At 69.6% G+C, this 24,508-nt stretch carries 30 protein-coding genes; 8 read left to right on the top strand and 22 right to left on the bottom strand.

Annotation, left to right across the window (positions count from 1 at the left end):
* Nucleotides 1-2 precede the first annotated feature (2 nt).
* The gene (locus tag H5J26_RS31930; RefSeq protein WP_268933037.1) at nucleotides 3-134 is read left to right on the top strand and encodes a DUF6893 family small protein; all 132 of its coding nucleotides are present in this window, start codon (nucleotides 3-5) and stop codon (nucleotides 132-134) included.
* Between the two features lie 48 nt (nucleotides 135-182).
* Here H5J26_RS31930 and H5J26_RS08420 read toward each other — a convergent pair whose 3' ends face one another.
* From H5J26_RS08420 to H5J26_RS08430, 3 genes are all read right to left on the bottom strand, one after another.
* The gene (locus tag H5J26_RS08420) at nucleotides 183-953 is read right to left on the bottom strand and encodes a VOC family protein (RefSeq protein ID WP_181765104.1); all 771 of its coding nucleotides are present in this window, start codon (nucleotides 951-953) and stop codon (nucleotides 183-185) included.
* Between the two features lie 41 nt (nucleotides 954-994).
* A complete protein-coding gene (locus H5J26_RS08425; RefSeq protein WP_181765105.1) occupies nucleotides 995-1,327 on the bottom strand; it encodes a plasmid stabilization protein in 333 nt (110 codons plus the stop codon).
* A gap of 137 nt (nucleotides 1,328-1,464) precedes the next feature.
* Nucleotides 1,465-2,277 carry an SAM-dependent methyltransferase gene (locus H5J26_RS08430; protein ID WP_309237834.1) on the bottom strand — a complete coding sequence of 271 codons (813 nt, stop codon included), beginning with the start codon at nucleotides 2,275-2,277 and terminating at the stop codon, nucleotides 1,465-1,467.
* Nucleotides 2,278-2,540: 263 nt separating this feature from the next.
* Between H5J26_RS08430 and H5J26_RS08435 the strand changes: the two genes are divergently transcribed.
* Both H5J26_RS08435 and H5J26_RS08440 read left to right on the top strand, forming a co-directional pair.
* The gene (locus H5J26_RS08435; protein WP_181765106.1) at nucleotides 2,541-3,167 is read left to right on the top strand and encodes a sigma-70 family RNA polymerase sigma factor; all 627 of its coding nucleotides are present in this window, start codon (nucleotides 2,541-2,543) and stop codon (nucleotides 3,165-3,167) included.
* Nucleotides 3,164-3,904, top strand: a complete 741-nt coding sequence (locus tag H5J26_RS08440; RefSeq protein WP_181765107.1) for a hypothetical protein — start codon at nucleotides 3,164-3,166, stop codon at nucleotides 3,902-3,904. The genes H5J26_RS08435 and H5J26_RS08440 overlap by 4 nt, the downstream gene beginning before the upstream one ends.
* A 62-nt stretch (nucleotides 3,905-3,966) precedes the next feature.
* Here H5J26_RS08440 and H5J26_RS08445 read toward each other — a convergent pair whose 3' ends face one another.
* The 12 genes from H5J26_RS08445 to H5J26_RS08500 form a co-directional block, all read right to left on the bottom strand.
* Nucleotides 3,967-4,392 carry a hypothetical protein gene (locus tag H5J26_RS08445; protein ID WP_181765108.1) on the bottom strand — a complete coding sequence of 142 codons (426 nt, stop codon included), beginning with the start codon at nucleotides 4,390-4,392 and terminating at the stop codon, nucleotides 3,967-3,969.
* A gap of 92 nt (nucleotides 4,393-4,484) precedes the next feature.
* The gene (locus H5J26_RS08450; protein ID WP_181765109.1) at nucleotides 4,485-4,904 is read right to left on the bottom strand and encodes a gas vesicle protein K; all 420 of its coding nucleotides are present in this window, start codon (nucleotides 4,902-4,904) and stop codon (nucleotides 4,485-4,487) included.
* A 45-nt stretch (nucleotides 4,905-4,949) separates the two neighbouring features.
* Nucleotides 4,950-5,207 (bottom strand): gas vesicle protein, encoded by a 258-nt coding sequence (locus tag H5J26_RS32230; RefSeq protein ID WP_181765110.1) that lies wholly within the window; start codon nucleotides 5,205-5,207, stop codon nucleotides 4,950-4,952.
* Nucleotides 5,208-5,212: 5 nt separating this feature from the next.
* Nucleotides 5,213-6,079: a GvpL/GvpF family gas vesicle protein gene (locus H5J26_RS08460; protein ID WP_309237835.1), complete on the bottom strand. Its 867-nt coding sequence runs from the start codon at nucleotides 6,077-6,079 to the stop codon at nucleotides 5,213-5,215.
* Nucleotides 6,080-6,084: 5 nt separating this feature from the next.
* Nucleotides 6,085-6,561 (bottom strand): gas vesicle protein, encoded by a 477-nt coding sequence (locus H5J26_RS08465; protein WP_419183770.1) that lies wholly within the window; start codon nucleotides 6,559-6,561, stop codon nucleotides 6,085-6,087.
* 43 nt (nucleotides 6,562-6,604) lie between these two features.
* Nucleotides 6,605-7,789 (bottom strand): SRPBCC family protein, encoded by a 1,185-nt coding sequence (locus H5J26_RS08470; RefSeq protein WP_181765112.1) that lies wholly within the window; start codon nucleotides 7,787-7,789, stop codon nucleotides 6,605-6,607.
* Nucleotides 7,782-8,393, bottom strand: a complete 612-nt coding sequence (locus H5J26_RS08475; RefSeq protein WP_181765113.1) for a hypothetical protein — start codon at nucleotides 8,391-8,393, stop codon at nucleotides 7,782-7,784. Before H5J26_RS08475 ends, H5J26_RS08470 begins: the two co-directional genes overlap by 8 nt.
* Nucleotides 8,394-8,444: 51 nt before the next feature.
* Nucleotides 8,445-8,702 (bottom strand): gas vesicle protein GvpG, encoded by a 258-nt coding sequence (locus H5J26_RS08480; RefSeq protein ID WP_181765114.1) that lies wholly within the window; start codon nucleotides 8,700-8,702, stop codon nucleotides 8,445-8,447.
* 34 nt (nucleotides 8,703-8,736) lie between these two features.
* On the bottom strand, nucleotides 8,737-9,450 hold the full coding sequence (locus H5J26_RS08485; protein ID WP_181765115.1) for a GvpL/GvpF family gas vesicle protein: 714 nt from the start codon (nucleotides 9,448-9,450) through the stop codon (nucleotides 8,737-8,739).
* Nucleotides 9,451-9,453: 3 nt separating this feature from the next.
* On the bottom strand, nucleotides 9,454-9,906 hold the full coding sequence (locus H5J26_RS08490; RefSeq protein ID WP_181765116.1) for a gas vesicle structural protein GvpA: 453 nt from the start codon (nucleotides 9,904-9,906) through the stop codon (nucleotides 9,454-9,456).
* Between the two features lie 85 nt (nucleotides 9,907-9,991).
* On the bottom strand, nucleotides 9,992-10,531 hold the full coding sequence (locus H5J26_RS31935) for a gas vesicle protein (RefSeq protein WP_309237836.1): 540 nt from the start codon (nucleotides 10,529-10,531) through the stop codon (nucleotides 9,992-9,994).
* Nucleotides 10,532-10,684: 153 nt separating this feature from the next.
* Nucleotides 10,685-11,695, bottom strand: coding sequence for a LacI family DNA-binding transcriptional regulator (locus H5J26_RS08500; RefSeq protein WP_181765118.1), 1,011 nt, complete (start codon nucleotides 11,693-11,695; stop codon nucleotides 10,685-10,687).
* Between the two features lie 262 nt (nucleotides 11,696-11,957).
* Here H5J26_RS08500 and H5J26_RS08505 point away from each other — a divergent pair, with 262 nt between their 5' ends.
* Both H5J26_RS08505 and H5J26_RS08510 read left to right on the top strand, forming a co-directional pair.
* A complete protein-coding gene (locus tag H5J26_RS08505; RefSeq protein ID WP_309237838.1) occupies nucleotides 11,958-12,815 on the top strand; it encodes a phytanoyl-CoA dioxygenase family protein in 858 nt (285 codons plus the stop codon).
* Between the two features lie 23 nt (nucleotides 12,816-12,838).
* Nucleotides 12,839-14,272: a sugar porter family MFS transporter gene (locus H5J26_RS08510; RefSeq protein WP_181765120.1), complete on the top strand. Its 1,434-nt coding sequence runs from the start codon at nucleotides 12,839-12,841 to the stop codon at nucleotides 14,270-14,272.
* 49 nt (nucleotides 14,273-14,321) lie between these two features.
* On the opposite strand, the gene H5J26_RS08515 is transcribed toward H5J26_RS08510, so the two are convergent.
* The 4 genes from H5J26_RS08515 to H5J26_RS08530 all read right to left on the bottom strand — a co-directional run bounded on the left by H5J26_RS08515 (nucleotide 14,322) and on the right by H5J26_RS08530 (nucleotide 18,745).
* Nucleotides 14,322-15,143: a carbohydrate ABC transporter permease gene (locus tag H5J26_RS08515; protein ID WP_181765121.1), complete on the bottom strand. Its 822-nt coding sequence runs from the start codon at nucleotides 15,141-15,143 to the stop codon at nucleotides 14,322-14,324.
* Entirely contained in the window at nucleotides 15,140-16,042 is a 903-nt protein-coding gene (locus H5J26_RS08520) for a carbohydrate ABC transporter permease (RefSeq protein WP_181765136.1), read from the bottom strand. Before H5J26_RS08520 ends, H5J26_RS08515 begins: the two co-directional genes overlap by 4 nt.
* A 95-nt stretch (nucleotides 16,043-16,137) precedes the next feature.
* Nucleotides 16,138-17,574, bottom strand: coding sequence for an ABC transporter substrate-binding protein (locus H5J26_RS08525; RefSeq protein WP_181765122.1), 1,437 nt, complete (start codon nucleotides 17,572-17,574; stop codon nucleotides 16,138-16,140).
* Between the two features lie 61 nt (nucleotides 17,575-17,635).
* A complete protein-coding gene (locus H5J26_RS08530) occupies nucleotides 17,636-18,745 on the bottom strand; it encodes a PfkB family carbohydrate kinase (protein ID WP_181765123.1) in 1,110 nt (369 codons plus the stop codon).
* 154 nt (nucleotides 18,746-18,899) lie between these two features.
* Here H5J26_RS08530 and H5J26_RS08535 point away from each other — a divergent pair, with 154 nt between their 5' ends.
* Nucleotides 18,900-19,664: a DeoR/GlpR family DNA-binding transcription regulator gene (locus H5J26_RS08535; RefSeq protein WP_181765124.1), complete on the top strand. Its 765-nt coding sequence runs from the start codon at nucleotides 18,900-18,902 to the stop codon at nucleotides 19,662-19,664.
* Complete coding sequence (locus H5J26_RS08540) at nucleotides 19,661-21,010, top strand: 6-phospho-beta-glucosidase (protein ID WP_181765125.1); 1,350 nt, start codon at nucleotides 19,661-19,663, stop codon at nucleotides 21,008-21,010. The genes H5J26_RS08535 and H5J26_RS08540 overlap by 4 nt, the downstream gene beginning before the upstream one ends.
* Nucleotides 21,011-21,041: 31 nt before the next feature.
* Here H5J26_RS08540 and H5J26_RS08545 read toward each other — a convergent pair whose 3' ends face one another.
* The 3 genes from H5J26_RS08545 to H5J26_RS08555 all read right to left on the bottom strand — a co-directional run bounded on the left by H5J26_RS08545 (nucleotide 21,042) and on the right by H5J26_RS08555 (nucleotide 23,594).
* Nucleotides 21,042-22,073 carry an aldo/keto reductase gene (locus H5J26_RS08545; RefSeq protein WP_181765126.1) on the bottom strand — a complete coding sequence of 344 codons (1,032 nt, stop codon included), beginning with the start codon at nucleotides 22,071-22,073 and terminating at the stop codon, nucleotides 21,042-21,044.
* Nucleotides 22,073-22,480, bottom strand: a complete 408-nt coding sequence (locus H5J26_RS08550) for a MerR family transcriptional regulator (RefSeq protein ID WP_210771119.1) — start codon at nucleotides 22,478-22,480, stop codon at nucleotides 22,073-22,075. The genes H5J26_RS08545 and H5J26_RS08550 overlap by 1 nt, the downstream gene beginning before the upstream one ends.
* Nucleotides 22,481-22,637: 157 nt before the next feature.
* A complete protein-coding gene (locus H5J26_RS08555) occupies nucleotides 22,638-23,594 on the bottom strand; it encodes a 2-hydroxyacid dehydrogenase (protein ID WP_181765128.1) in 957 nt (318 codons plus the stop codon).
* A 280-nt stretch (nucleotides 23,595-23,874) separates the two neighbouring features.
* Between H5J26_RS08555 and H5J26_RS08560 the strand changes: the two genes are divergently transcribed.
* On the top strand, nucleotides 23,875-24,508 hold a 634-nt coding region (locus H5J26_RS08560; protein WP_181765129.1), incomplete at its 3' end, for an MFS transporter.

Genomic DNA, 24,508 nt, shown 5'->3' on the forward strand with positions numbered 1-24,508 from the left:
ACATGCGGAAAGGCATCTTCATCCCGGCGGCGGCCGTACGCGTCGCCATGGGCACGCTGGCCGTGGCGGCGGTCGTGATGGCGGCGGTCAACACACCGGACGTGATGCGCTACATCAAGATGAAGAGCATGTAGCGCCCCTCGACCGGCCGGGCCGGCGGCCTGCTCCGGGCATCGGATGGTTCAGCGGGAGTGCACGGTGAACAGGCCGCCTTCGGGGTCGAAGAGCTCGGCGGTCCGCCCGAACGGGTCGTCGCTCGGGCTGATCGCGACGGCACCTCCGGCTGCGACGGCGGTCTTCACCGCCTCGTCGACGTCGCCCACGGCGAACGAGACGTGCCAGCGGGGGCGGATGTGCGGGTCGGGCGCCGATTCGACGGCGCCGCCGCGCAGGGTCGCCACGGTGCGCCCGTCGACCAGGACGACGACAGCGTCGTACTGGTAGTCCACCTCGCAGCGCCCCGTCTCCGACGCCCAGCCGAACACCTCGGCGTAGAAGATGGCCGCCGCGAAGGCGTCCCGGGTGCGCAGCTCCAGCCTTGCCGGAGGGCCGACCCGTCCGGCGTCCCAGCTCGGCAGCACGCCGCCCTCCCAGAACCCGAACGGGGCACCGGCGAGATCGGCTGCCAGGGCGGTGCGCCCCTCCCCCATGCGGATGGGGCCGACCGCGACGGTGGCGCTGCGCTCCCGGATACGGGACGCCGTGGTGTTGGCGTCCTCCACGGCGAAGAACGGGGTCCACTGGACGGCGACGCCCATGGTGCGGGCTATCGCGCCCATGCCGGCGACGGGCACCTCGCCCGAGTAGGCGACGCTGAACTCCTCGCCCAGACTCCCGGGCCGGAAGGCCCACCCCAGAACCTCGGCGTAGTAGCGCTGCGCGGCGTCCAGGTCACCCGTGGCGAGGCTCACCCAGCACGGCGCCCCGTACACCGAAGGCACGGTGGAGGGCATTCCCGCTCGCCTCGATTCCCGCGTGGCGCCCGCGTAGCCGATCAGCGGCCCAGTGCTTTCTCGAGCTGCCGCTTGTTCATGGAAGAGCGTCCCTGGATCCCGCGCTGCCTGGCCTCGTTGTAGAGCTGGTCGCGGGTGGGACCGCTCTTGGGCGCCATGCGGTTGCCTGATCGCTTGCCGCCCCGGGCGGAGGCCGACTTGCCCTTGGTGGACGTACGGCTGGCACGGTCGGCTTCGCCTGTGCGTGCCCGCTCCTTGTTCACCGTCCGGGATGCGATCTCCTTGGCACGGCCAGGGGAGGCGCCGCGCTGCTGGGCGCCCGCCTTGATGTGCTCGTACTGCCGCTCACGCTTGGCGTTCGATCCTGCAGGCATGACTCCTCCTGTCTTGCGGCTGAATCAGTCCCCCGATTACCCCTCCTCCGCGATTGCTAACAAGCACATACGAATCGGTTCACATGGCACGACACGCGCCGCGGACGGTTGAATGTGCGACCGGATCGACGGGCCCGTCAGGGCTTGCGGGCCACGGCGCCGTAGCAGGACGCCTCGGCGTCGGTGACCTGGTACAGGTCGTGCGCCGTGTCGGGGCGCCAGCGGTGCGTCGCGGTGATGCCGGGGTCCAGGACCTCCCAGCCGTCGAAGAAGCGGGCGACCTCCTCGCGGGTGCGCGCCTGCACGGTGGTGCCCGCCGCCTCGTAGGCCCCGATGGCCCGCGAGATGGCCTCGGAGTCGAAATCCGGGGTGACGTGGCTGATGGTCAGGGTGCTGCCGGAGGGCAGGGCGTCCTTGAAGTAGTCGACGATGTCGTGGGCGATGCGCTGCCCCGGGATGAAGTGGAGCAGCGCGATGAGGCTGAGTGCGACGGGGCGGCTCATGTCGAGGGTCTCGTGCAGCTCGGGTGACTTCATCAGCGCTTCGGGGTCGTGGGCGTCCGCCTGCGAGTAGGCGGTGCGGCCCTCCGGGCTGCTGCGCAGCAGGGCCTGGGCGTGGGTGAGGACGATGGGGTCGTTGTCCGTGTAGACGACGCGGGCGTAGGGGGCCGTCTCCTGCGCGATCTCGTGGAGGTTCGGCGAGGTCGGTATGCCCGTGCCGACGTCCAGGAACTGGCGCATTCCCATCTGTGTCAGGTGCCGGACGGAACGGTGCATGAACTGCCGGTTGGCCCGGGCGGCGACCATGACGGCGGGGAATCCGGCCATGGCGCGGCCCGCTCCCTCACGGTCGGCCGGGAAGTTCGTGGTGCCCCCGAGGAAGTAGTCATACATCCTCGCCGAGTGGGCCCGGTCCAGCTCCAGGTCCAATGCGCCCTCGTCAGCGACCACGGAATCCGCCCCTCTTCTCGTCTCGCACCACGGGATGCGGCGCGATCAGGCCGCCATCGTGCGTCACTTCGGCCAACTTGCCCAGTACGCCCCCGGCCGGGGGGAGAAGACCGGCCACGCGGGGATACGCCGGGACAGGAGGGCTGGAGGGTAGCCATCGTTTTACTCTGTGTAGTATTTCCCCCGGCTCCGCATGCACGCGGAATCTTCACGTCCGTTGCACGGACTGCCCGACCGAAAATCTCTGGCGAGAGGGCTCCTTCATGGGCGCCGAGGACGACCGACCGCCCGGTCCGGCGACGGCTCCGGCGAAGTCTCCGACAAGAGCGGAGGAGGCCGAGGCCGACGACGGGCGCCGGCGTCTGCAGCTGTCCTTCGACGCGTTCGACGCGTCCCACCACCGGCTGTGGCTGCGGTACGCGCACACCCAGGTCGGCGGCCGCGAGGCGGCACAGCGCGTCGTCGAGGACGCCTGCCGCCATCTGATGGACCACTGGGTGCACGCGCTGCGCCAGCCGTCCCTCACCGCGTACGCGTGGACCGTGCTCAAGGAGCACGTGGCGAGGTGGCTGAGCGAGCGGGGGCGACTGCCCCTGCTGGCCGAGACCGCGGCCTTCCACGCCGCCGCCCGCAAGACGCTGCTGTACGAGCTGCGGGACGAATTCGCCGTGCTGGAGGGGGAGATGGAGCTGTACGGCGCGATCAGCAGGCTCCCCGAGCGGCAGTACGACGCCGTGGTGCTGCGTTACGTGCTGGGCTGTTCCGAGGAGGAGGTCGCCGGCTATCTCGGTTTCGAGACAGCTGTGGTGCGCTCCCACATACGCTATGCAAAACGCAGGCTCGCCCGTGAGCTGCGTACGGCGCAGGGGCCCGGTACAGGAGACGGATGATGCGGGGGAGGCACGAGCACCACACCATCGACGCGCTGCTCAGCCAGGCCGAGGTGCTCGCCGACGACTACGACGAGAGTGACGTGGCCGGCCTCCGGGAGCGCGTTCTCGTCAACTTGGCGCCTTCGCAGGGCGGTTCGCCGCCTCCCACCGCCACCACGCCCGGCGCTCCCGCGACGGTACGGGCCTCGCAGTACCCCACCGACTGTGAACAGGCCGCGCACGACCTGGACTTGGCCGTCAGTCTGGTGATCAACGCACCGGAGGCCGCGGCCAGTCTCTCGCGGCTCGTGGACGACCACGAGAGCATCGCCCCCGAAGGGGCGCTCGTCTTCGGTTGCCTGCTGCACCTCGCCCGGTACCGCGAAGCGGCCCAGTTCTGGTGGCAGTTCGCGGCGGGCGCCGGGTCCCGTACGGCCGCCTTCTGCCTGTGTCTGCACCACCGACGGCACGGCGAGTTCCGTGACGCGGACTACTGGCGTGCGCAGTCGGAGGCGTCGGCGAAGCGCCGGAGCGCGTCGCCCCGTCCTCACCGCTCGTACAGCGCGGCTCGGCCGCTGCTGCCGGAAGGCGTGAGGCACGGGCTGCTCAGCGATTGCCACGGGGGCGGTCATCCACGGCTTCCGCACGCTCTGGAAGCCGTCATCCACCGTCTTCCGGTGGCGGACGACGACGAGGACTTCGGTGAAATCCCCCAGCCCGCACGGGAGTTGTCCCGCTCTCTGACCGCCCCCTGACCGACATCGAAAAGCTGCCGCGTGGCTGTCGGGCGCACAGCTGAGCGCTGCGCCGCCCGGTGTTACAGCCGTCCGCCGGTCAGCCGCGTGAACGGGCCGGCGTTGCGCTTGGCCGAGAACCGCCCTGCCGCGAAGGAAGCGGCGACGGCGGTGACGGCTCCGGTGCCGATACCGGCGGCGATGCCCTTGCGGTTCTTCACGACCGTCCAGGTGGCAGACGCCGCAGTGGCGGCGGTGCTGGACGCGGAGACGAGCTTCTGACGGCCTGCCTCCGCGCTCTGGCTCGCGACGTGGCCGACGCGCTTGGTGGCCTCGCCGAAGCTGCGGCCACCGCCCTCGACGGCTTCACCCACGGAGTGGGTGGCCGAACCGGTCTTCTCAGCAGCCTTGTTGATGCCCCGGCCTGCCTTCTCTCCGGCCTCGGCGGGCTTCTTGGTGCCGTTGGCGGCCTTTCCTGCAATGCGTGTGGTCTTGTCGTTGTCAGCCATGTCCAACGGGTTGCCGTCGGCGGGCCGTTGAAACGTGCCTCTCTGCATATGACATCCACAGTCGCTGCGCACTACTTCCACACCCGGGTGTTTCAACCGTCGTCACGTGGCAGCAGGGAACCGAGCGGCCCCAGATCGAGGTTGAGGTCCGCCATCGTCAGCCCGTAGCGGTCGCACAGCTCGGTCATGCGCTCCTGGAGGATCATCAGCGTCATGCCGATCCGCTCCTCCTGGTCCTCGCTGAGGTCGCCTTGGTCGACCCTGTTGAGCGCGGTGCGCTCCATGAGTTGACGCAGCAGTTCCACGATCGTCAGAACGAGTTTCATCAGATCGCGCTCTACGGTGTCGGGGTCGGTCTTCAGCCGCTGGGCCAGCTTTCCGTCTCCGCGGCCCGCCGCCTCGTCCGGACCGGCGGGCAGCAGGTCGAAGGCGCGTGCGGCGGACCGCGCGACGTCGTCCAGCCTGCTGTCGGCGGACACCGCCTCGGGGAGCTTGTCAGGCTCGTCGCTCATCCCTGGCGCTCCTCTCCGTGATCACGCTCGGGTACCGGTTCGCGCTCACCACGGCGCCGGATCGTCCACAGTGACCGAGTGGATGACCGCACGCAGGTTGATGCGTACGAGGTCGACATCGGCGATGGACAGCACGAGATCGCCCGTCAGCACCGCACCGCCGGACAGGAGCCTGTCCAGCAGGTCGATGAGCGCGACCTGACGGCCGGCGAGGGCGTCCTCCTCGGCGAAGCCGTTCTGGCCCGAGGCGACCCCCGCCTCCACCGCGTCCGCGAAACCGCTGCCGGGCAGCGCGGGATCCATGCCGCTCACCCCTGCCGACTGCCGGCTTCCGGCTGCGGCGAGGAGGGCGGCGTGGCGAAGGAGTACGGCGCCCACGGGCCCGTGAGCTCGACGCGCACGCCCGGGACGTCCTCCGCGAGACCGCTCAGCGCGGCACGGAAGTCCTCGCTGCGCTCGGCCGACACCAGATAGGCGTCGTTGGCGGTGTTCTCGCCGGGCCCGGAGGCCAGTTCGCCCTGCTGAGGGCGGTGCGAGACCTTCGCGGTCGCGAGGCCGTCCGCGAGCGCGGTGACCCGCTCGGCCACGGCGCCGGCGGCACGGTAGGCGTCGCGATGCGTGTTGCGCTGCTTCCTGCGCCGCTGAAGGTAATCGCGGCCGGGCGAGCTGCCGGAGGCCGGAGAATCAGAAGCGCTCTCCTCAGCGGGCGCGGCGGCCGCACGCGGATCGGCGTAGATCTTGACGCCCCATTCCAGGTGGCCTTCAAGCTTCGCGAGCAGAGCGTCGAACTCGGAACTCCGCTCCTCCAGCATCTCCGTCACCCGGGAGTCGTCGAGATAGACCGTGGCCAGCCGCATGGGCAGCACGGTCGTGTGCTCGTACGCGGCGGCGACCACCGCGTGGTGCGAGCGTGCGAGGGACTCCAGCCGCTCCAGGTCCTCCAGCTGCGCCCTGAGCCCTTCCTCGTCGTACAGGCCGGCCGGAACGCTGCACACCAGGGCCCCGAGCCCCGACCCGTACACCGTGCGCACGGCGGAGGACGTCGGCCCCGTGAGCCCGCGTGCCGCCTCCGTGAGCGGCTCGCCCTCGCGGCCGACGGCGAAGACGTAGCAGACCTGGGCCGGCTCCTCAGCCGACCCCGGCCTGCCGGCGTCCTTCGTGTCCGGACCCTGCACCGGCATCACTCCTGAGACCTTCCTCGCTTGCGCGCGGTCTGGCTGCCCGTCCCGTCGCCGGTCTTCTGTCCGCTCTTCTCCGGCGACTCACCGGCAGGGAGCTCGGCGGCCGAACGCAGGCGCTCGATCTCCTTGCGCAGCTTGTCGTTCTCCTCGGCCAGCTCGTCCTGCCCGTTGTCGCGCCGTGAGGCGAGGGCCTCCTGCCGGGACGAGCCCGGCGCCCGCGAGGACAGCGAGGGGTCGTTCTCCCACCAGTCGATCCCCATCTCCTTCGCCTTGTCGACGGAGACGACGAGGAGCCGGAGCTTGATGGTGAGCAGCTCGATGTCGAGCAGGTTGATCTGGATGTCGCCCGCGATCACGACACCCTTGTCGAGCACCCGCTCCAGGATGTCAGCGAGATTCGCGGAGGAACCTTGCTGGCCGTACGGGACCGCCCTGTTGGCGGACGGTCCCATACGGCCGGCCAGTGAATCGGACACGTGGTTTCAGCCTTGTCTGCTCGGTGGTCTGCCCATCGAGTCGTCAGCGTCGGGCAGAGGCGGTGCGACGACGCCGCACCGGTGCTTCGCGTTCACTCTCTTCCTCTTCCTCCTCGACGTCCTCGTACTCGTCCTCGGGCTCCTCTTCCGCCGGCTCGTCGAGCTCCTCTTCCTCGAGCTCGCCCTCCGGTTCTTCGCCGTCCTCGGGCTCCTCGTCCTCGGCCAGCTCGTCCGAGGCGGACTCGTCTTCGTCCTCCTCGTCGGGCTCGTCCTCGTGGTCGAGCGCGTCCTCGGCGTCGGACCCGTGCTCGTGCTCGTCCTCTGCCTCGGCTTCGCCGTCGGAGCTGCCTTCGGCCTCCTCGTCGGCGCCCTCCTGGGCCTGCTCCTCCTCCTCGACGGCGTCGTCGTGCTCGACGACGACCTCGCCGTCGCGGATCTCACCACGCCAGCCGTCGGTGGCCTCGCCCCGCATCATGATGAACTTGCGGTACAGCTTCAGGTCAAGCCGTGCGCGGCGGCCCTGTGCACGCCAGATGTTGCCGGTCTTCTCGAAGAGACCCTTCGGGAAGTACTCGAGGACAAGGAGCACCCGGGTCAGATCATCGGTGATGCGGTGGAATGTCACCACACCCTTGACGGTGCCCTTGGCGCCCTCGGTGGTCCACGTGATGCGCTCGTCGGCGATCTGCTCGGTGACGTTGGCCTTCCAGCTCCGCGTGGACTTGGCGACCTTCACCTTCCAGTTGCTGCTGACGTCGTCGGCCTTCTCGACGCTGACGACGCCCTTGGCGAAGGTGCTGAACTCCTGGAACTGGGTCCACTGGTCGTACGCCTCACGGACGGGCACGCCCACGTCGATGTCCTCGACGATGGTCACGCTCTTGGACTTGCCTCCGCCGCTCTTGCGTCCCTTGCCGAACAATCCCTTGACCTTGTCCTTGAGCGCTTCCTTCACGTGCGACGTGCCGGCGGTCATCGCCGCCTGCGCGGGCGACTTCCCCTCGCTCAGCGCCTTGCCGCCCTTCGCCAGGCTGCCCACGAGTCCGCCGGGGCCGCCCTGGGCGGGGTTGGCGAGCGTGTTGAGGCTCTCGCCCAGCTTCGAGCCGAGACCGACCACGGCCTTCTGCGCACGCGCCTGCAGATACGACTGCAGCTCTTCCTTGAGACGGTCGGTGGCCGGGTTCTTCGCCACCTCGTCCTTGATCTTGTTCAGCGTGGACTCAGCCATTGCCGCCACCCCGCTTCGTCGTCTTGCGTGCGGCACCCGACGCGGTCTTCGCCGCCGTCTTACCGGTGCCGGCGGTGGCCTTGCGGGCGCCTGAGGAGGCGGTCTTCCGGGCGGCACCGCCCCTGCCGTTGCTGGAGGCGGCCTTCGTGGAGGCGGACCTCGCGCTCTTCGCCGTCGTGGCGGCGGGCGCCTTGCGGCGTGCGGGGCGTTCCTCACGCTCGTCGCTGTCGTCGCGCTCGGCGCGGTCGTCGTCATCCCTGTCGGCGTCGTCGTCGGAATCGGCGTCGGAGCCGTTCGCGTTGCGCTCGGGGTCGTTCATGTCGAGCGTGCGCTCGTGGAGGGAGTCGGCCAAGTGGTTGGCACGCTGCGTCACCGCTGAGGTGAGCGCCGACTTCGTGCCGTCGACCAGTTCCTTGCGCACCTGACCGCTCAGCTCGCCGACGACGGGCGAGTTCGAGAGGGTCTTGAGGATCTGCTGCGGATTCAGATTGAGCTTCTTGCCGGCCAGGACCATTCCCAGGCCTATGGCGAGCTTTGCCTTCTTGGTGCGGCCGAGGAAGTAACCCCCCACAACCGCCAGACCTATCTTGCTGTTATTCATCATCTGAAGAAAACCTCTGTCTCCCCGTGTGTACGGGCGTCGATCTTCTGGTCGTCATGAGCGAGCCTGAAGTTGCCGATGGTGCGCCTGGCGCCACTCCAACTCATCGAGCAGGTCATCCTCACGTCGGTCGAACTCCTCTTCCGAAATGCGCCCGTCGAGCAACTCCTGCTCGAGTTCCGCGAGTTGCTGACGCACGGGCTCCGGGTCGTAGTACTCGAGCTCCGCTGTGAGCACGAGCTGGTCCATGACCCACACCGCTCCCCGCACAGGGGCGAGCGGAAGGGTCAGGAGTTGCGTGATGAGGCCCATGGCCGGGCCCTCCGATCACAGGAGTCGGACGGGATCACACGAAGCTGTACGGCGGCAGCGGGCCGTAGAGGCTGAGTGAGTACGCGTCGCCGCGCCGTTCGGCCTCCTCGGTCACAGCCTGTGAGAAGGCTGCGGCCTCATCGCGCCGCACCAGGAACGAGGCGTTCAGGAAGTGCGTCTGCGTCGGCTCCGCGACGGTCTGCCTCTGCGCGACGTCGGCAAGCTGCGCCACCAGCGCCTTGCCGTCGGCCTCCTGACGGGCCTGGACCTCCTGGGAGACCAGCTCGCCGAGGCGCACCTTCTCCTCCTGGGCCATCGGGTTCTCCTGGGTGACCTCGCGGAGACGGCTGATCTCCTCGGAGTCGGTGATGATCTCGCGCAGCAGGTCCTCCTCCTCACGCGAGACCTTGAGGTTGTACTCCAGGCAGCCGTCGAGTTCGGACAGCCGCTCGGCGTACGCGCCCTCGTTCTCCTCCAGCACCGATTCGACGGAGCCGTCGTCGGGGCCCACGAGGCCGAAGCGCATCGGCAGCGTGGCACCGTCTGCCAGCAGCGCTTCCAGGACCGCCTGGTGAGCGGCCAGGTCTCGGCGTTTGGCGCGGAGGTCTTCGGGGGCGTCGCTGACCACGGCGCTCAGCTTCTCCGTCGCGATCGTGCGCAGCTCTCCGGCGGGGTCACCGACTCCCTTCAGCCCTTCGAGGTTTCTCGGGTGGTCGGCCGCAGTGATGGCGTAGATGTAGGTGGACACGCCTTAGTCCTCCTTGCGGCGGGGGGTGCGACGGCTGCCGGACGAGCTGGAGGCGGCCTTCCTCGGCTCCCGCTCCCGCTCTTCCTCCTCGCCGTCGCGTCCCTTCTGCAGGGACTCGCTGAACGCCTCGACCGCGCCTGTCAGCGCACCCTTGGACTTGCCCTTCGCACCGCTCTCCGTGGCGTCGCCGACGATCTCGGTGAGCTGCGTGGGTGCCTTGCGGCCCGCCTCGAGGTCCAGCCTGTTGCAGGCCTCGGCGAAGCGCAGGTAGGTGTCGACGCTGGCGACGACCACTCGGACGTCGATCTTGAGTATCTCGATGCCGACCAGGGAGACCCGTACGAACGCGTCGATCACAAGACCACGGTCCAGGATGAGCTCGAGAATGTCGTAGAGATTTCCACCACCGGCACCACTTCCGCTGTTGGCGGTGGCCGTGTTCGTGCTTTGGGTCATCACAGTCACGTTCTTCACTTCCTTTCGGGTCCGGTTTTGCGCGCGGCGAACTCACCGGTTTCCACCAGGAGTTATCGCTGAAAGATCATTTCCGCTGATCGATCTGCCCGCGCGCATATCGGCGTGTGCGCTCGTAGCCGAGAAGGTTTCCTCGCGTGTCCAGCTGCACCCGGTAGGAACCCATGACGCTCGTCGTCTCGGGGATGCGCTCCACCTCGACGACCTCGACGTCCGCCGTCCAGCCTTCATCCGTGGGTTTGACGGAAGAGACCGAACCCGGGTCGCACTGGAGTAGTTCGGCGAGCTGTCCGGCAGCGAGGCGCATGGCCTCAGCTATCGGCACGCGGCCGTTCTGCGTACGGCTGGATTGCGTACTGCTGCTCTGTGTACGGCCGCTCTGCGTACGACTGCCTCGTCCTTGGTTCGTTTCAGAAGGATTTCGGCTGTCTTTACGCTCTTTGTCACCTGTTGTCGCCATGGTCTCACCCCTTTCCTTTCGGCCGGGTAATACACGTGTGTTCCAGGTCTCACCGCATTTCGCGGGAGGCTTTGTTGGGTGCCCCTCCCGTCCGCACGTATGCGCAGCCCTCTTTGTGAATCGCGCACCTGTCCTGGTATGTCCCATTTCAAGTGCCGCGTACGCACGCCTGGTTCGACGGATCGAGACACAGGGGGTGATCGGTCTCCGTCATCGGCAGGGGTGCGTCTACGCACTGCTCTGACCCTGCGGGTGGACGGGTCGAGGGGCCAACCGAAACTCAGAGCGCGGACGCCCAGATCACGCGCCCGCACTCTCCCGGACGATCAGGCGGTGCGGGACGGTGACCTGACGGGCAGGCAAGTGCCCGAGCCGCCCGTACACACGGTCGGCAAGGCACTGCAGGGCACGCTCGGCGATCTGCCGCTTGTCCGGCGAGACGGTGGCGAGGGACGGCACGCAATAGCGCCCGTCTTCGATGTCGTCGAACCCGATCAACGCGATGTCGGCGGGAACGCTCAAGCCGTGGTCGCGGACCGCTCGCAGAGCACCGAGCGCCAACTCGTCACTGAAGCAGAAGACGGCATCGGGAAACGGCTCGGCCTCGAGAAGCGCCCGCATCGCGCGGAACCCTTCCTCCCGGTGCAGCGAGGCGACGGTGCGCATCAGCAGGGCCTCGACGGGCAGCCCCGCAGCGGTCAGACCCTCGCGGTATCCCTGCGCACGTTGTTCGGCCGTGCCGTTGGAGAGTTGCGGCTGCAGACCGATGGCCGCGACGCGGCGACGGCCGAGCGCCACCAGGTGCGCCGTGGCCTCCCTCGCGGCGGCGACGTTGTCGATGGCCACATGATCCGCGGTGCCGCCGGTCTCCTGTTCCCCGAGTACGACCAGCGGCATCGTGGCGCTGTGCCGGCCCAGCTCCTCGGGTGTCAGCGACCAGGGACTCATGATCATCCCGTCGACCGTGTGCTTTTCGGAGCCTTCGAGCAGGCGTCGCTCTCGCTCGGCCGTGCCGTCGGTCCGGTCGATGAGCACGGTCCAGCCGCGGTCCTGCGCGGCATCGATGAGCAGCTCCGCGATCTCACCGAAGTAAGGGGAGCGCACCTCCGGCACGGCGAGGCCGATCAGGCCGGTGCGGCCCTGTCGCAGATTGCGTGCGGCGAGGTTGGGGCGGTAGCGCAGCTCGTCGATGGCGTGCAGGACACGTTCACGGGTGGCGGGGGCGACCGCAGACGCGTTGTTGACGACGTTGGAGACGGTGCGCACCGAGACACCTGCCCTGGCTGCTACGTCCTTCAGCTTCGCCGTCACCCCGGGCCCTCACCTTTCGACTGCCGCCTGCCGAACTCAGCAAGGCGGACCGATCATCCCACGCCGAACCGCGCCGGAAGAAAATCCTCCGCATCCTGTTGCCACGATGCATGCAACGTTGCAAAGTGTGAGGCTCATGCGCCCCCGCATGAGCCTGCATGGAGAGAGGAGCCTGTCTGTGACCAGCGCAAGCACTCAGACGGAAGGCGTCACCGCTGCACCCGCGGGCGCCGCCCCCGTCGGTTTCGCAACCGTCGGCGAGGTGGTGCGCGACCTCTACACCGACGGCGTCAGCGCCTGCCGCGGCGCCTTCACCCCCGAGTGGGCCGACCGCATGCGCGAGGACATCGAGCACGCCTACGAGGACGCGCGACAGCGGCCCGGTGGTGCGGTCGGCCGCGGCCCGAACCGCTACTACGTCGAGATTCACCCGGAACAGCTTCGCGGCTTCGTCGAACTCGTCGACCATCCCTGGGTGAGGGCCGTGTGCGAAGCCGTGCTGGGGGCGCAGTACTCGATCGTCGAACTCGGCTTCGACATACCGTTCGCGGGAGCCGTCCATCAACCCTGGCACCGCGACTTCCCCATGCCCCAGGTGACCCGGACCGGGCGCCGGCTGAACTCGCTGGCCTTCAACCTCACCGGCGTCGACACCACCGAGGACATGGGCCCCTTCGAGATCGCGCCGGGCACGCAGTGGGACAACGACGACAGCTTCGAGCACGGCATGTTCCCGCCGCGCGAGGACCATCCCCGCTACCAGCGGCTCGGTGTACGCAAGTTCCCGCAGCGCGGGGACATCTCCGTACGGTCGGCCCTCACCGTCCACCGCGGGACCGCCAATCATTCCGAGCTGTCCCGCCCTGTTCTCGTGCTGGGCGTGGACGCACCGGGCGCGGGCAACGACGCGCACCACGACATGGCGGTCACCCGGAGGTACTGGGACGCACTGCCGGAACGGGTACGCCGCCACATGCACTGTCCGGTCGTCGACTCGCTCACGCCGATCGTGCAGAAGCACACCATCGAGGGCCTCGTCATGGGTGAGACGGAGGGCGACTCCGCCGCCGGCGGCATGGGCGCCGCCGTACCCGACTCCCCTTCCGGAACCGCCAGCTGAACAACCCGCCGTACCGAACGACCGTGGAAAGGCCGCACGTGAAGACCGCCGCATCGCCGCAGACCGACGCTCCCCCACCCGCACGGCAGCCGCCGCTTCTCTACGCCGTGGCAGCGATCTCCGCTCTCGGCGGTCTGCTCTTCGGCTACGACACCGGCATCATCTCCAGCGCACTCCTGGACCTGGGCAGGGACCTCCAGCTCTCCTCGCGGGCTCAGGAGATCGTGGTCAGCGCCATTCTCGTGGGCGCCATGGTGGGCGCCCCCGTCTCCGGGACACTCGTCGCCCGTCACGGCCGCAAGCCCGTCGTGACCGGGGTCGCCGTCCTCTTCGCCGTGGGCGCCGTAGCGGCAGCCGTGGCTCCCGGGACGGGCACACTCATCGGCGCCCGGTTCGTCCTCGGACTTGCGGTCGGTGCGGCATCAAACACCGTCCCCGTCTACATAGCCGAGACCGCTCCCGCGGCGATCCGCGGTCGGCTCATGGTGCTCTTCCAGCTCATGGTGGCCATCGGCCAGCTCATCTCCTACCTCGTGGGATACGCGCTGGCGGGGCCCGACGGCTGGCGCTGGATGTTCGCCCTGGCCGCCGTCCCCGCCGCCGTGCTCGCCGTCGGCATGATCCCGCTTCCCGAGAGCCCGCGCTGGCTCGTCGGGCAGGGACGGACGGAGGAGGCCGCCGCGGTTCTCAAGAAGCTGCGCCGACCCGGCTCGGACATCGGCGAGGAGATCGCCGACATCAAGGCTGTACGCACCAGGGAACGCGGTGCGGGCTGGCGGGCCCTGCGCGGGAGCTGGGTGCGCCCGGCGCTCGTAGTCGCTCTGGGAATCGCCGCGTTCTCGCAGCTGACCGGCATCAACGCGATGGTCTACTACGCGCCCAAGCTGCTCACGGACGCCGGGTTCGGGGACTCCACGGCGCTGCTGACCGGCGTCGGCATCGGCGTGATGCTCGTCCTCGCGGGTATCGCCGGCACCCTTCTGGTCGACCGGACGGGACGGCGTCGGCTGCTGCTGTGGCTGCTGCCCGGCTCGGGGCTCGCGATGGCTGTGCTCGCCCTGGCGTTCCTGGGCACAGGAGGATCGGAGGCGCAGAAGTGGACTGTCATCCTGTCGCTCTTCGCCTACATCTTCCTCAACGGCGCGAGCATGCAGGCCGTCGTCTGGCTCATCGGCCCCGAGGTACTGCCGCTGGCCGTGCGCGGCCCGGCGATGAGCCTGGCCACCACGGCCGTATGGGGGTTCGACCTGGTCATCGCGATGACGGCCCTGACCGCGGTCGACACCTTCGGCCGTACCGCGACGTTCCTCGTCTACGCGTTGATGAACGCGGCCTGCTGGCTCTTCGTTCTGCGCCGGGTCCCGGAGACGCGCGGGCGCACGCTGGAGGAGATCGAGCAGGCGCTTCGCCATCCCTCAGCCGCGAAGAGCGCCGCAAAGGAGCGGACGCCCGCCTGAGGTTCCTCGAACAGCCGTCGGGGTGCGTCGCGTGGCGCGCCCCGGCGGCTCACTCCTTGACGGCGCCGGTGAGCATTCCCTCGATGAACCGGCGCTGCAGCGCCACGTACACCACGACGACCGGCAGGGCGATGAGCACCGAGGCAGCTGCGAGCAGGGCGGTGTCGGAGCTGTGCTGGCCCTGGAAGAAGGCGAGTCCGAGCGGGACCGTGCGGTGTGCCTCGTCGCTGACCATCACCAGCGCCATCAGGAACTCGTTCCAGGTCCACATGAAGACGATGACGACCATGGTGGACAGGGCGGGCCGTCCCATCGGGACGAGGATGCGCCACAGCGTCGCCCAGCTCGTGGCCCCGTCGATGCGGGCCGCCTCGATGACGGACCGGGAGCTGTTTCGGAAGTACGTACGCATCCAGAAGACGCCGAAGGCGAGCGACTGCGCCGTCTGCGGCAGGATCAACGCCCAGTAGGTGTCGGTCAGTTCCCAGTACCGAAGGTCGAAGTAGAGCGGTACGACCAGGGCTTCCTGCGGCAGGGTGAGGCCGAGGACGAAGAGGTAGAAGAGCAGATCCGAGCCGGGGAAGCGCATCACGCCGAAGGCGTACGCGGCGAGGACCGCGAGCACGGAGGTCGCCACGACGACGACCAGCGCGACCAGCACGGAGTTGGTCAGGTACGTGCCGAAGTGACCCCGGGTCCACGCGTCCGCGAAATTACCCCAGTTGAGGCCGTCCGGCAGCGAGAAGCCGGTGTCGAGGGACGATTGACGGCCGAACGCCGAGGAGAGGACGCCCACCACGGGGGTGAGACTGATGACGGCGAAGAGCGCGAGGATGCCGTAGGTCAGGCTTCGTTCGATACGGCCGGTCATCGGTTCCGTCCTTCTACGAGCCGTGCGACGCCGACCGTCAGCACGAAGATCATCACGGTGAGGCCCACTCCCATCGCCGCCGCGGAGCCGACCTCGTTGGTCTCGAAGGCCCGGTGGTAGACCTCGTAGGCGGGCACGGAGGTGGCGTTGCCGGGACCGCCGCTGGTCGTGATGTAGATCAGGTCGAAGTTGCGGAGCCCCGCGACGATGGTCAGGGTCAGCGCCACCGCGATCTCGGCGCGCAGCCCGGGCAGGGTGACGGCGAAGAACTCGCGCAGCGCGCCGGCTCCGTCCATGCGGGCCGCCTCGTACAGCTCGCGGGGGATGCGCTGCGTACCGGCCAGGAAGAGGACCACGCACAGGCCGGTCTCCACCCAGGTGCCGACCGCCCCGACGGCGGGCAGCGCCCACGTGTAGTCGCCCAGCCAGGAACGCGTCAGCGACTCCAGGCCGACCGACTTGAGAGCGTCGTTGAGCAGCCCGTCCGGAGCCAGGATCGAGCGCCATGCGACGCCGACGACGACCATCGCGAGGACCTGCGGCAGGAAGAAGACGGTGCGGAAGAAGGTCGTCCCCCGCACCCGGAACCGCGAGAGGGCCGAGGCGAGCAGCAGACCCAGCGCGACGGGCAGCGCGGCGTAGAACAGCAGCAGAACCAGGGCGTGCAGGAAGGGCCCGCGCAGCGACGGGTCGGTCAACAGGCCCTGGTAGTTGTCGAGTCCGGCCCAGGTGGCGACGGTCAGGCCGTCCCAGTGCAGGAACGAGAGCCACACCGTCTGCCCGAGCGGGACGAGCAGGAAGAGGGCGTAGAGAACCAGGGCGGGCAGCACGTAGAGGTAGCCGACGGCGCGGGGCTCTCCCGGCGCCTGGCGGCGGTAGCGTGCGGCGATGTCGCGCATCGTGCGGCCGCGCCGCCGGTTCGTGTCCGAGCCGCCGTCCCCTTCGGGGTGGGCCCCGAGCGGACGGGCCTGGCCCTCGGTGGTGGGAGCCGTGCTCACGGCTTCTTCTTCCCTTCGGCTCGCTGCTTGTCCTGGAAGTCGCTGTAGGAGCGCTGCATCGCGGTGGCCAGCTCGTCCGGAGAGGTTTTTCCGTCGATGACGCCCTGGAGGTCGGCGGAGAGCGAGTCGTAGAAGGTGGGCGTGGTGTAGTCGAGGTACGGGACGAGCCCGTCGTCGGCGTTCAACTGCCGCCAGCCGTCGATCATCTGCCCGTCGACCGTGCCTTCAGGCACTTCGTCGGCCGCCTTGCCGGGTACGGCGGGCAGCACCCCTTCTTCCGTCATCACGTCGGCGGCGTGCTTGTTGGTGATGAAATCCAGGTAGGCGGCGGCCACTTGGGGGTGCCTGGACTTGGAGGTGACCGACCAGGCCAGTCCTTGCCCTCCGGTCGTCACGGGGGCGGCGCCCTCCTTCGCGGGCGGTGGCGGCATGAAGCCCAGGCTGTCGCCCATGGACTTCTTCAGGTCGGGGAGCTGCCACGTCCCGGTGATGAGGAAGGCGCCCTTGCCGTCTGCGAACTTCTTCGCCGCGTCGTCGTAGCCGGTGCCGTTGGCGCCCTTGGGGATGAAGCCGCGTTCCTTCCACTCGGCGAGGGTCCGTGCGGCCTCCCGCGTCGGGTCGGTGTCGAAGCCGTCGCCGCGGCCGAAGACACTCTCGCGTGTCTCCTCCGCTCCCCCGGCCTGGTTCTGCAGCACGCCGAAGGTGTGGATCGCCGGGTACTTGTCCAAGTTGCCGAACTGCACCGGCAGTTGGTCCTCGTCCTTGAGCTTCGGCAGCGCGTCGGTCAGCTCTTTCCAGGTCCCGGGCGGCTCCACCCCGGCCTTCTCCAGTACGTCCTTGTTGTAGTAGACGCCGATGTATTCACCGGTCTGGGAGATGCCGTAGAGCCGTCCGGTGCCGAAGTCGCGGCCGTCGACGGAGACCCGGTTGAGGTTGAGCAGGGTGGCCGGGTAACGGGTGTTCCAGGCGTAGATGCCCGCGTAGTTGTCGAGCGGGCTGAGCAGCCCGGCCTTCACGAAGGCCACCATGTCGGGGTAGCCCTGATTGGCCTGGATGACGTCCGGCGGCTTGTTGCCGGATATCGCCAGCTTGAGAGTGGTCTTCAGATCGGAGAAGCTGCGGGCGACGCGCTTGATGCGGACGTTGGGGTACTTCTTCTCGAACTCGGCGTTCAGCCGCTCCAGTTCGTCGTTCTGGCCGCCTCGGACCTCCTGGTCCCACACGGTCAGCGTGGCCTTCCCGGCCTTGGCCGGGTCGGGCACGGAGCTGGCGGCGGCGCCGGGCACTCCCGCTCCCGAAGCCGCCGACCCGTCGGTGCCGGGTACGCAGGCGGCGGCGAGCAGCGCGGTGCCGAGGGCCAGGACGAGCGGGGCGGTACGCCTCCGGGCCGCCGCCGGCCGGCGGTCGGTGCCCCGGGTGCTCGCTGAGCGCATGGGAGTCTCCTCTCGGCGTCCCCGCGGTGTCACGGGCCGCTTCGCCCGTACCGCCGCACCTTCAGGACGAACGGAATCCGATGGTGGGGGTGGCTCGGCGCAGAGCCGAGCCACGGTTGGCTCCGGGCAGCAGTTCGGACAGGAAGTGGTAGCGACGCATCACGTCCTCGCCCTGTCCCCCGCAACGGGTGGCGTACTGCCACCAGGCGGCGACCTCGGGCCAGCCGGGTGCGGAGAGCGAGCCGCCGAAGTGCTGAACGGACAGTGCAGCGGTCAGGTTGGCGAAGGCGAGACGGTCCGCCAGCGGCCAGCCGGCGAGCGTCCCGCTGATGAATCCGGCAACGAAGACGTCGCCGGCGCCGGTGGGGTCCAGCGCCTGGACGGGCAGGGCCGGCACGTCGGCGCTCTCCCCGGTGAGGGAGTCGACGGCGATCGCTCCGCCCGAACCCTTCGTCACGACGGCGATGGGGACGAGTTCGGCCAGTGCGCGCACCGCCTCTTCGGGGCTGTCCGTACGCGTGTAGTGCTGTGCCTCGGCGGCGTTGGGCAGGAAGGCGTGGCAGTAGGACAGGTCCGCGAGGGTGTCGGGGTCCCAGGCGCCCGTCTCGTCCCAGCCGACGTCGGCGAAGATCTTGCTGCCCTCCTCGTACGCCTCGCGTGCCCAGGTGTCGAGGCGGCCGGGGGCCAGCGCGGTGAAGCAGGCGCGGGAGCGCGGGCGTTCGGCGGCGCTGACGCAGGGGGCCGGTGCCTCGTGGCCGTGCGAGACCATCGTCCGTTCGCCCTCGTAGGCCATGGAGACGGTGACCGGCGAGTGCCAGCCGCGGGCCCGGTGTGAGGGCGCCAGGTCGATGCCTTCGTTGTCCGCCAGGGACTCCCAGCAGTAGTCGCCGTAGACGTCGTCGCCGAACGCCGCGGCGAGCGAGGTGCGCAGGCCGAGGCGGCGCAGGGCCGTGGCCATGTTGGCGACGCCGCCGGGGCTGGAGCCCATGCCGCGTGCCCAGGACTCCGTGCCTCGCACGGGCGCGTGTTCGAGCCCGGTGAAGATGATGTCGAGGAAGACGGTGCCGGTCAGGAAGACGTCCTGCTCGGGACCGCCGTCGTCGCGCAGTGCCGCCAGCGGGTCCAAGGTCGCTGACGTCGGCGCCGGCTGCGCGCTCCCGGTCGTGCTCACTGCCTTCCTCCCCCTCCTCCGACGTCGTCGGCTCTGCACCGGCCCCACCCCCGGGCCGTCATTCGATGAGCGATACCTTGCACGTCAGGACCAGGAAGTGCAAGAGCCCAGTCACAGTCGCGCAAAGTCGCTCACTCGCGCTACATTGCCGAGCATGTTGCGCGAGAACCGCCACCGCCAGCTTCTGCGGCTCCTCCGCGAGGAGGGTGTACTGCCGGTCGGGCAGATCGCCGAGCGCCTGGGCGTCAGCGAGGCGACGGCTCGCCGCGATCTCGACGATCTCGGCAAGGCGGGCAGGCTGACGCGGGTCTACGGCGGCGCGGTGGCCCGCGAACCGGTCGAGCGGCCCTTCGCCGAGGAGGCCGTCGACGATCTCGCCGACAAGGAAGCGCTCGCCCGACGGGCCGCCGCCGAGGTCGAGGACGGTGACGTCGTGCTCCTCGACATCGGCACCACGACCCTCCAGCTCGCACGGCAGTTGCACGGACGGAAGATCACAGTGGCGACCAGCAATCTCGCCGTGTACGAGGAGTTGAAGGACGACGCCGAGGTCACCCTGGTGCTCCTGGGCGGCCAGGTGCGCCCCAACTACCGCTCCCTGGTGGGGCATCTGACCGAATCCAGCCTCGGGCAGCTCTACGCCGACCGGCTCTTCCTCGGCACCAGCGGCGTGCTGCCGGACGGCCGGGTACTGGACACCACGGACGTCGAAGTGCCGGTCAAACAGGCGATGTTGAACTCCGCCCGCCAGGTGGTGCTGCTCGCCACCGCGAGGAAATTCCCCGGCACGGGGACGGCCCGGATCTGCGGGCCGCAGGACATCGACGTACTGATCACGAATCAGGCGTCCGACCCGGACACCCTCGCGGTCTTCCGCGAGGCCGGAGTGGAGGTAGCTGTGGAGGTGGTCCAGGCATGAGGCTGACCGTGCTGGGCGGGGGCGGATTCAGGGTGCCGCTCGTCCACCGGGCTCTGCTGGAGGACGCCGGCGACCCGGAGGGACGCGTCACCGAACTCGTCCTCCACGACACCGAACCCGCCCGGCTGGACGCCGTCACGGCAGTGCTCGCGCACCAGTCGCGGCAGCAGCCCGACGGCCGTCCCGCCCCTGCCGTTCGCGCCACCACCGACCTCGACGAGGCGCTGCGCGGCGCCGACTTCGTCTTCTCCGCCATCAGGGTCGGCGGTCTCGAGGGCCGCACACGGGACGAGCGCGTCCCGCTCGGCGAAGGCGTGCTGGGGCAGGAGACGGTGGGCGCGGGCGGGGTGCTCTACGGGCTGCGCACGCTCCCCGTCGCCGTGCACATCGCGGAACGGGTCGCCCAAGTCGCCCCGGACGCCTGGGTCATCAACTTCACCAACCCCGCGGGCATGGTGACCGAGGCGATGAGCCGTGTCTTCCGCGAACGGGGCCTCGGTGACCGCGTCATCGGCATCTGCGACTCCCCCGTCGGGCTCTGCCGCCGCGCCGCGCGCGCCCTGGGCGCGGATCCCGACCGCGTGGACTACGACTACGTCGGCCTCAACCATCTCGGCTGGCTGCGCCGCGTCGTCGTGGACGGCCGGGACCGGCTGCCCGAACTCCTCGCGAACCGGGGCCTGCTGGAGTCCTTCGAGGAGGGCAAGCTCTTCGGCGCCGACTGGCTCCAGGCGCTGGGAGCCCTGCCCAACGAGTATCTGCACTACTACTACTTCAACCGCGAGGCGGTGGCCTCGATCCAGCAGGCCGAGGCCACGCGCGGTGAGTTCCTGCGCGACCAACAGGCTCGCTTCTACGAGGAGTTGAGGTCGAAAGACCCCGCCGACGCGTTCGCCGCCTGGGACCGCACGCGCCTGGAGCGCGAGGAGACCTACATGGCCGAGAGCCGTGAGGCGAGCGGCGGCTGGGAGCGCGACACCTGCGACCTCGACGGCGGCGGCTACGACCGCGTCGCCCTGGCCCTGATGAGGGCGATCGCACGCAACGAGCGCACGACCCTGATCCTCAACGTGGCCAACCGCACCGCCGTCCCGGGCCTGGACGCCGAGGCCGTGGTGGAGGTGCCGTGCCTCGTCGACGCGGGCGGGGCACGGCCGGTCTCGGCGGGGGCCGTGGCGTCCGACCAACTGGGGCTGATCCTCTCGCTGAAGGCCGTGGAGCGCTCAGCCATCGAGGCCGCGGCGGACGGTTCGCGTGCCGCCGCGCTGCGGGCGCTGGCGCTGCACCCGTTGGTGGATTCGGTACGGGTGGCCGAGCGCATCCTGGACAAGACCGGCGGCTGGTGAACCTACGTACAGGTGCCGGGAGTCGATCCCGTCATCGACGCTCCGGTGAGTCCGCGAGCAAGGCGTCGATCTCCGCGACGACGCTCTCCTCCAGCGGGCCGTGGGCGAGGGCCTTCGCGTTCTCCTCCGCCTGCTGCGGCGTCCGCGCCCCGGGGATCGGGATGATCTCCGGGCTCAGACCCCACAGGTAGCAGAGGGAGCCCTGTGCCAGGGTCCGTCCGTCCGACGTCAGCAGCTCGCGCACGGCTGTCAGGCGGTCCAGCCATGCGGGCATGGTGGCCTCGTCGAAGTAGTCCCAGTACGGGGTGTCCAGCCGGACGTCCCCGGGCGCCGGGCGGTGCGTCGTTCCGTAGCGTCCGCCCAGGAGTCCCATGGCCAGGGGTGTGCGGGCCAGCACGCCGAGGCCGCCGGTCCGCGCCTCATCGAGCACCCTGCCGGTACCTCCGAACACGTTCAGCTGGGTCTGGACCGACACGGCCCGCGGCGCCCGTCCGAAGAGGCGCACGACCTCGGGGTCGTCGCAACTCGTGCCGTACCACCGGACCTTGCCCTCGTCCGCCAGCTCCTCGAGCACGGCGACCACTTCCTCCGCCTCGGCCGGCTCGGTGACGCCCGGGTGGAGCTGGTAGACGTCGATGGCCTCAACTCCCAGGCGGCGCAGGCTCGCTGCGCATGCCCGTCGGATGCCCGCAGGGGTGAGATCCGTACCGCCGCCCGCCCTGCTCGCCTCGTCGAAGACGTTGCCGAACTTCGTGGCGACCGTGATGTCCGAGCGGACGGACTGCGGCAGTGCTTTGAGCGCGCGGCCGAGGACACGCTCGCTGTGACCCGCCCCGTAACAGTCCGCCGTGTCGAAGAGCCTCACCCCCGCTTCGGCGGAGGCATGGACGGTTCGCACGCTCACGTCGTCGTCGACGTCACCCCATCCGGCCGCGCGGCCGTTGGACGTCCACGGGCCGCCGATCGCCCAGGTGCCCATGCCCAGCGCACTCGTGCCGGGGCCCCGTGCACCGACTCTCGTCCGTCCGGTCCAGGTTGCCGCCTTCTCCGGGGTGCCTGTCATCACACGTCCTTCCTCGGAGGCGGGTCCTCGCCGTTCTCGGCGGCCGTGTAGGCGGCCACCTTCCATTCGATGAGCTCGAGGTCCGTCTGGAGCTGCCGCAGATCCGCCCGTACGCGCTCGCCGTGTGAACGCAACAGCGCCAGCCGGGCGGCACGGGTGGAGTCGTTGCCACTGCGCGCGTGCCTGCTGAACTCGCGGACGGACTCGATCGGCATGCCGGTGCGGCGCAGCGCGACCAGCACATCGAGGAGGCCGAGCGCGCCGGCGTCGAAGAGCCTCCGCCCTGCCCTGTTGCGGGGCAGGGCGCCGAGCAGACCCTCCCGGTCGTAGAAACGGACCGTGTCCACGCTGAGCCCGGAATGACGCGCGGCCTCGCCGATCGTCACGTAACCCTCGGTCATCGTCATGGCGACCACTTTGCGACCTGGAGTGGGCTCCAGGTCAACCTCTTGGAGCTTTCCCGCCCTCCACGTCAGGGCCGGTACGGATTCCGGAGGTGGTCCAGGGCCGCGTCACCGGTGCTCCGGAAGCACTGCGCGACCAGGTGGGCCGGGGCGGGGCCGGTCAGGGGCGCGGGAAGGCGTTGAGCAGTGGTTCGCCGGCCGCGTAGCGGCGGACCTGCTCCACGATCAGCCGCTCGGCGCGCGGCCGGAACGTCGCCGATCCTCCCGCCACGTGCGGTGTGATCAGCACGCCGGGGCACCGGCGCAACGGATGGTCACCGGGCAGCGGCTCGGGATCGGTGACGTCGAGTGCCGCCCGCAGCCGTCCGCTGCGGGTCTCCTCGACCAGTGCGTCGGTGTTGAGCGTCCGGCCGCGTCCGACGTTGACGACGAGTGCCCCGTCCGGCAGCGCGGCCATCTCCTTCTCCCCGAACAGGCCTGCCGTGGCCGGGGTTTCGGGCAGGACGAGCACAGCGATGTCCACCTCGGGGAGCAGCTCGGGCAGGTCGGTGACGGGGTGCACGTCCTCGTCGGGCCGGGCCCTGCGGGCCACGCGGACGACCTCCGCCTCACACGCCAGCAGCCGCCTCTCCAGGGCTTCACCTATGGAGCCGTAGCCGATGACGGCGACTCGCGAACCGGCGAGCGAACGCGTGAAGTGCGGTTCCCAGCGGCCCTGTTGCTGGTCCTCGACCCAGCGCGGGAGGTCGCGCTGCGCGGCGATGACGAGACCGAGCGCGTGCTCGGCGGTGCTGGCGTCGTGCAGGCCCCGCCCGTTGTGGAGTGCGGCTCCTTCGGGCAGCAGCGGCAGCAGCTTCTCCACGCCCGCGCTCAGCGACTGCACGGCGCGCAGCGCAGGCAGGCGCGGAAGGAGACGCTCGGCGCCGGGCACCGCGTACGGGATCACCCACAGACCGGTCGACTCCAGGGCCTCAGCGGGCAGTTCGTCCTCGGGAGTGCGTCCGTCCCAGACGTGCACGCGGACACCGGAGGGCCAAGGGCCGTGCCTCCGGTCGAGGTCCGGCCACGGCAGAAGGACGTCGACGGCGGGGGCGCTTGTCGCGGGGTGTTCGGACATCGGTGTGCGGCCTCTCGTTTCTGCGGCTCCGGCCCGTGCGGCTGGTGTGCAGCCCGGGCCCGTGCGACTGGTTCCCTCGGCGTGCTCACGCCGCGGGGTGCGTGCTTTCGGTTCGTGCTTCGTGCTCGCGCTTAGAACTTCCGGACGGGCGTGCACGCCACATTCCGGCACCGCTGCGGGATCGACCACGCCCGCAACTGTTGACCGGCCGGGCTCACACTCGTAACGTCCTTCCCGCCCAGTGAAACACTTTCCATCTCACGGAAAAAGGGGGTCGGAAATGACAGGGTCGTCTTCCTCCCGCATCGGCGGCGGGGGCTTCTGGTCCTCTACGCGCGCCCGGTATCTGATGCCGATCGCGTTCGTCACCTACTCGCTCGCCTACCTCGACAGGTCCAACTACGCGATCGCCTCCGCGGGCGGCATGGCCGACGAACTGAACCTCTCGGCCGGCACCGATTCGCTCATCGCGGCCTCCTTCTTCCTCGGCTACTTCTTCTTCCAGATCCCCGGCACCATCTACGCCGAGCAGCGCAGCATCCGCCGGATGGTCGCCTGGTCGACGATCGCCTGGGGCGTGCTCGCGACGGCACAAGGCCTGCTCAGCAGCCCCGGCCAGCTGATACCGGTACGGTTCGCGCTCGGCGTCGTCGAGGGCGCGGTGCTCCCGTCGTTGGTGGTGCTGCTGAGCCGCTGGTTCACCAAGGGCGAGCGCGGCCGCGCCAACTCCCTGCTGATCCTGGGCAATCCGATCACCGTGATGTGGCTGTCCGTGCTCTCCGGATGGCTGATCGAGGTGTCCGACTGGCGGACGATGTTCATCATCGAGGGCGCGCCCTCCATCATCTGGGGCCTGCTGTGCCTGCGTCTCATCAAGGACCGCCCGGCCGAGGCCCGTTGGCTCCCGCAGGCGG

This window comes from Streptomyces albidus (ex Kaewkla and Franco 2022) (assembly GCF_013870515.1).
GTDB classification, from domain to species: domain Bacteria; phylum Actinomycetota; class Actinomycetes; order Streptomycetales; family Streptomycetaceae; genus Streptomyces; species Streptomyces albidus.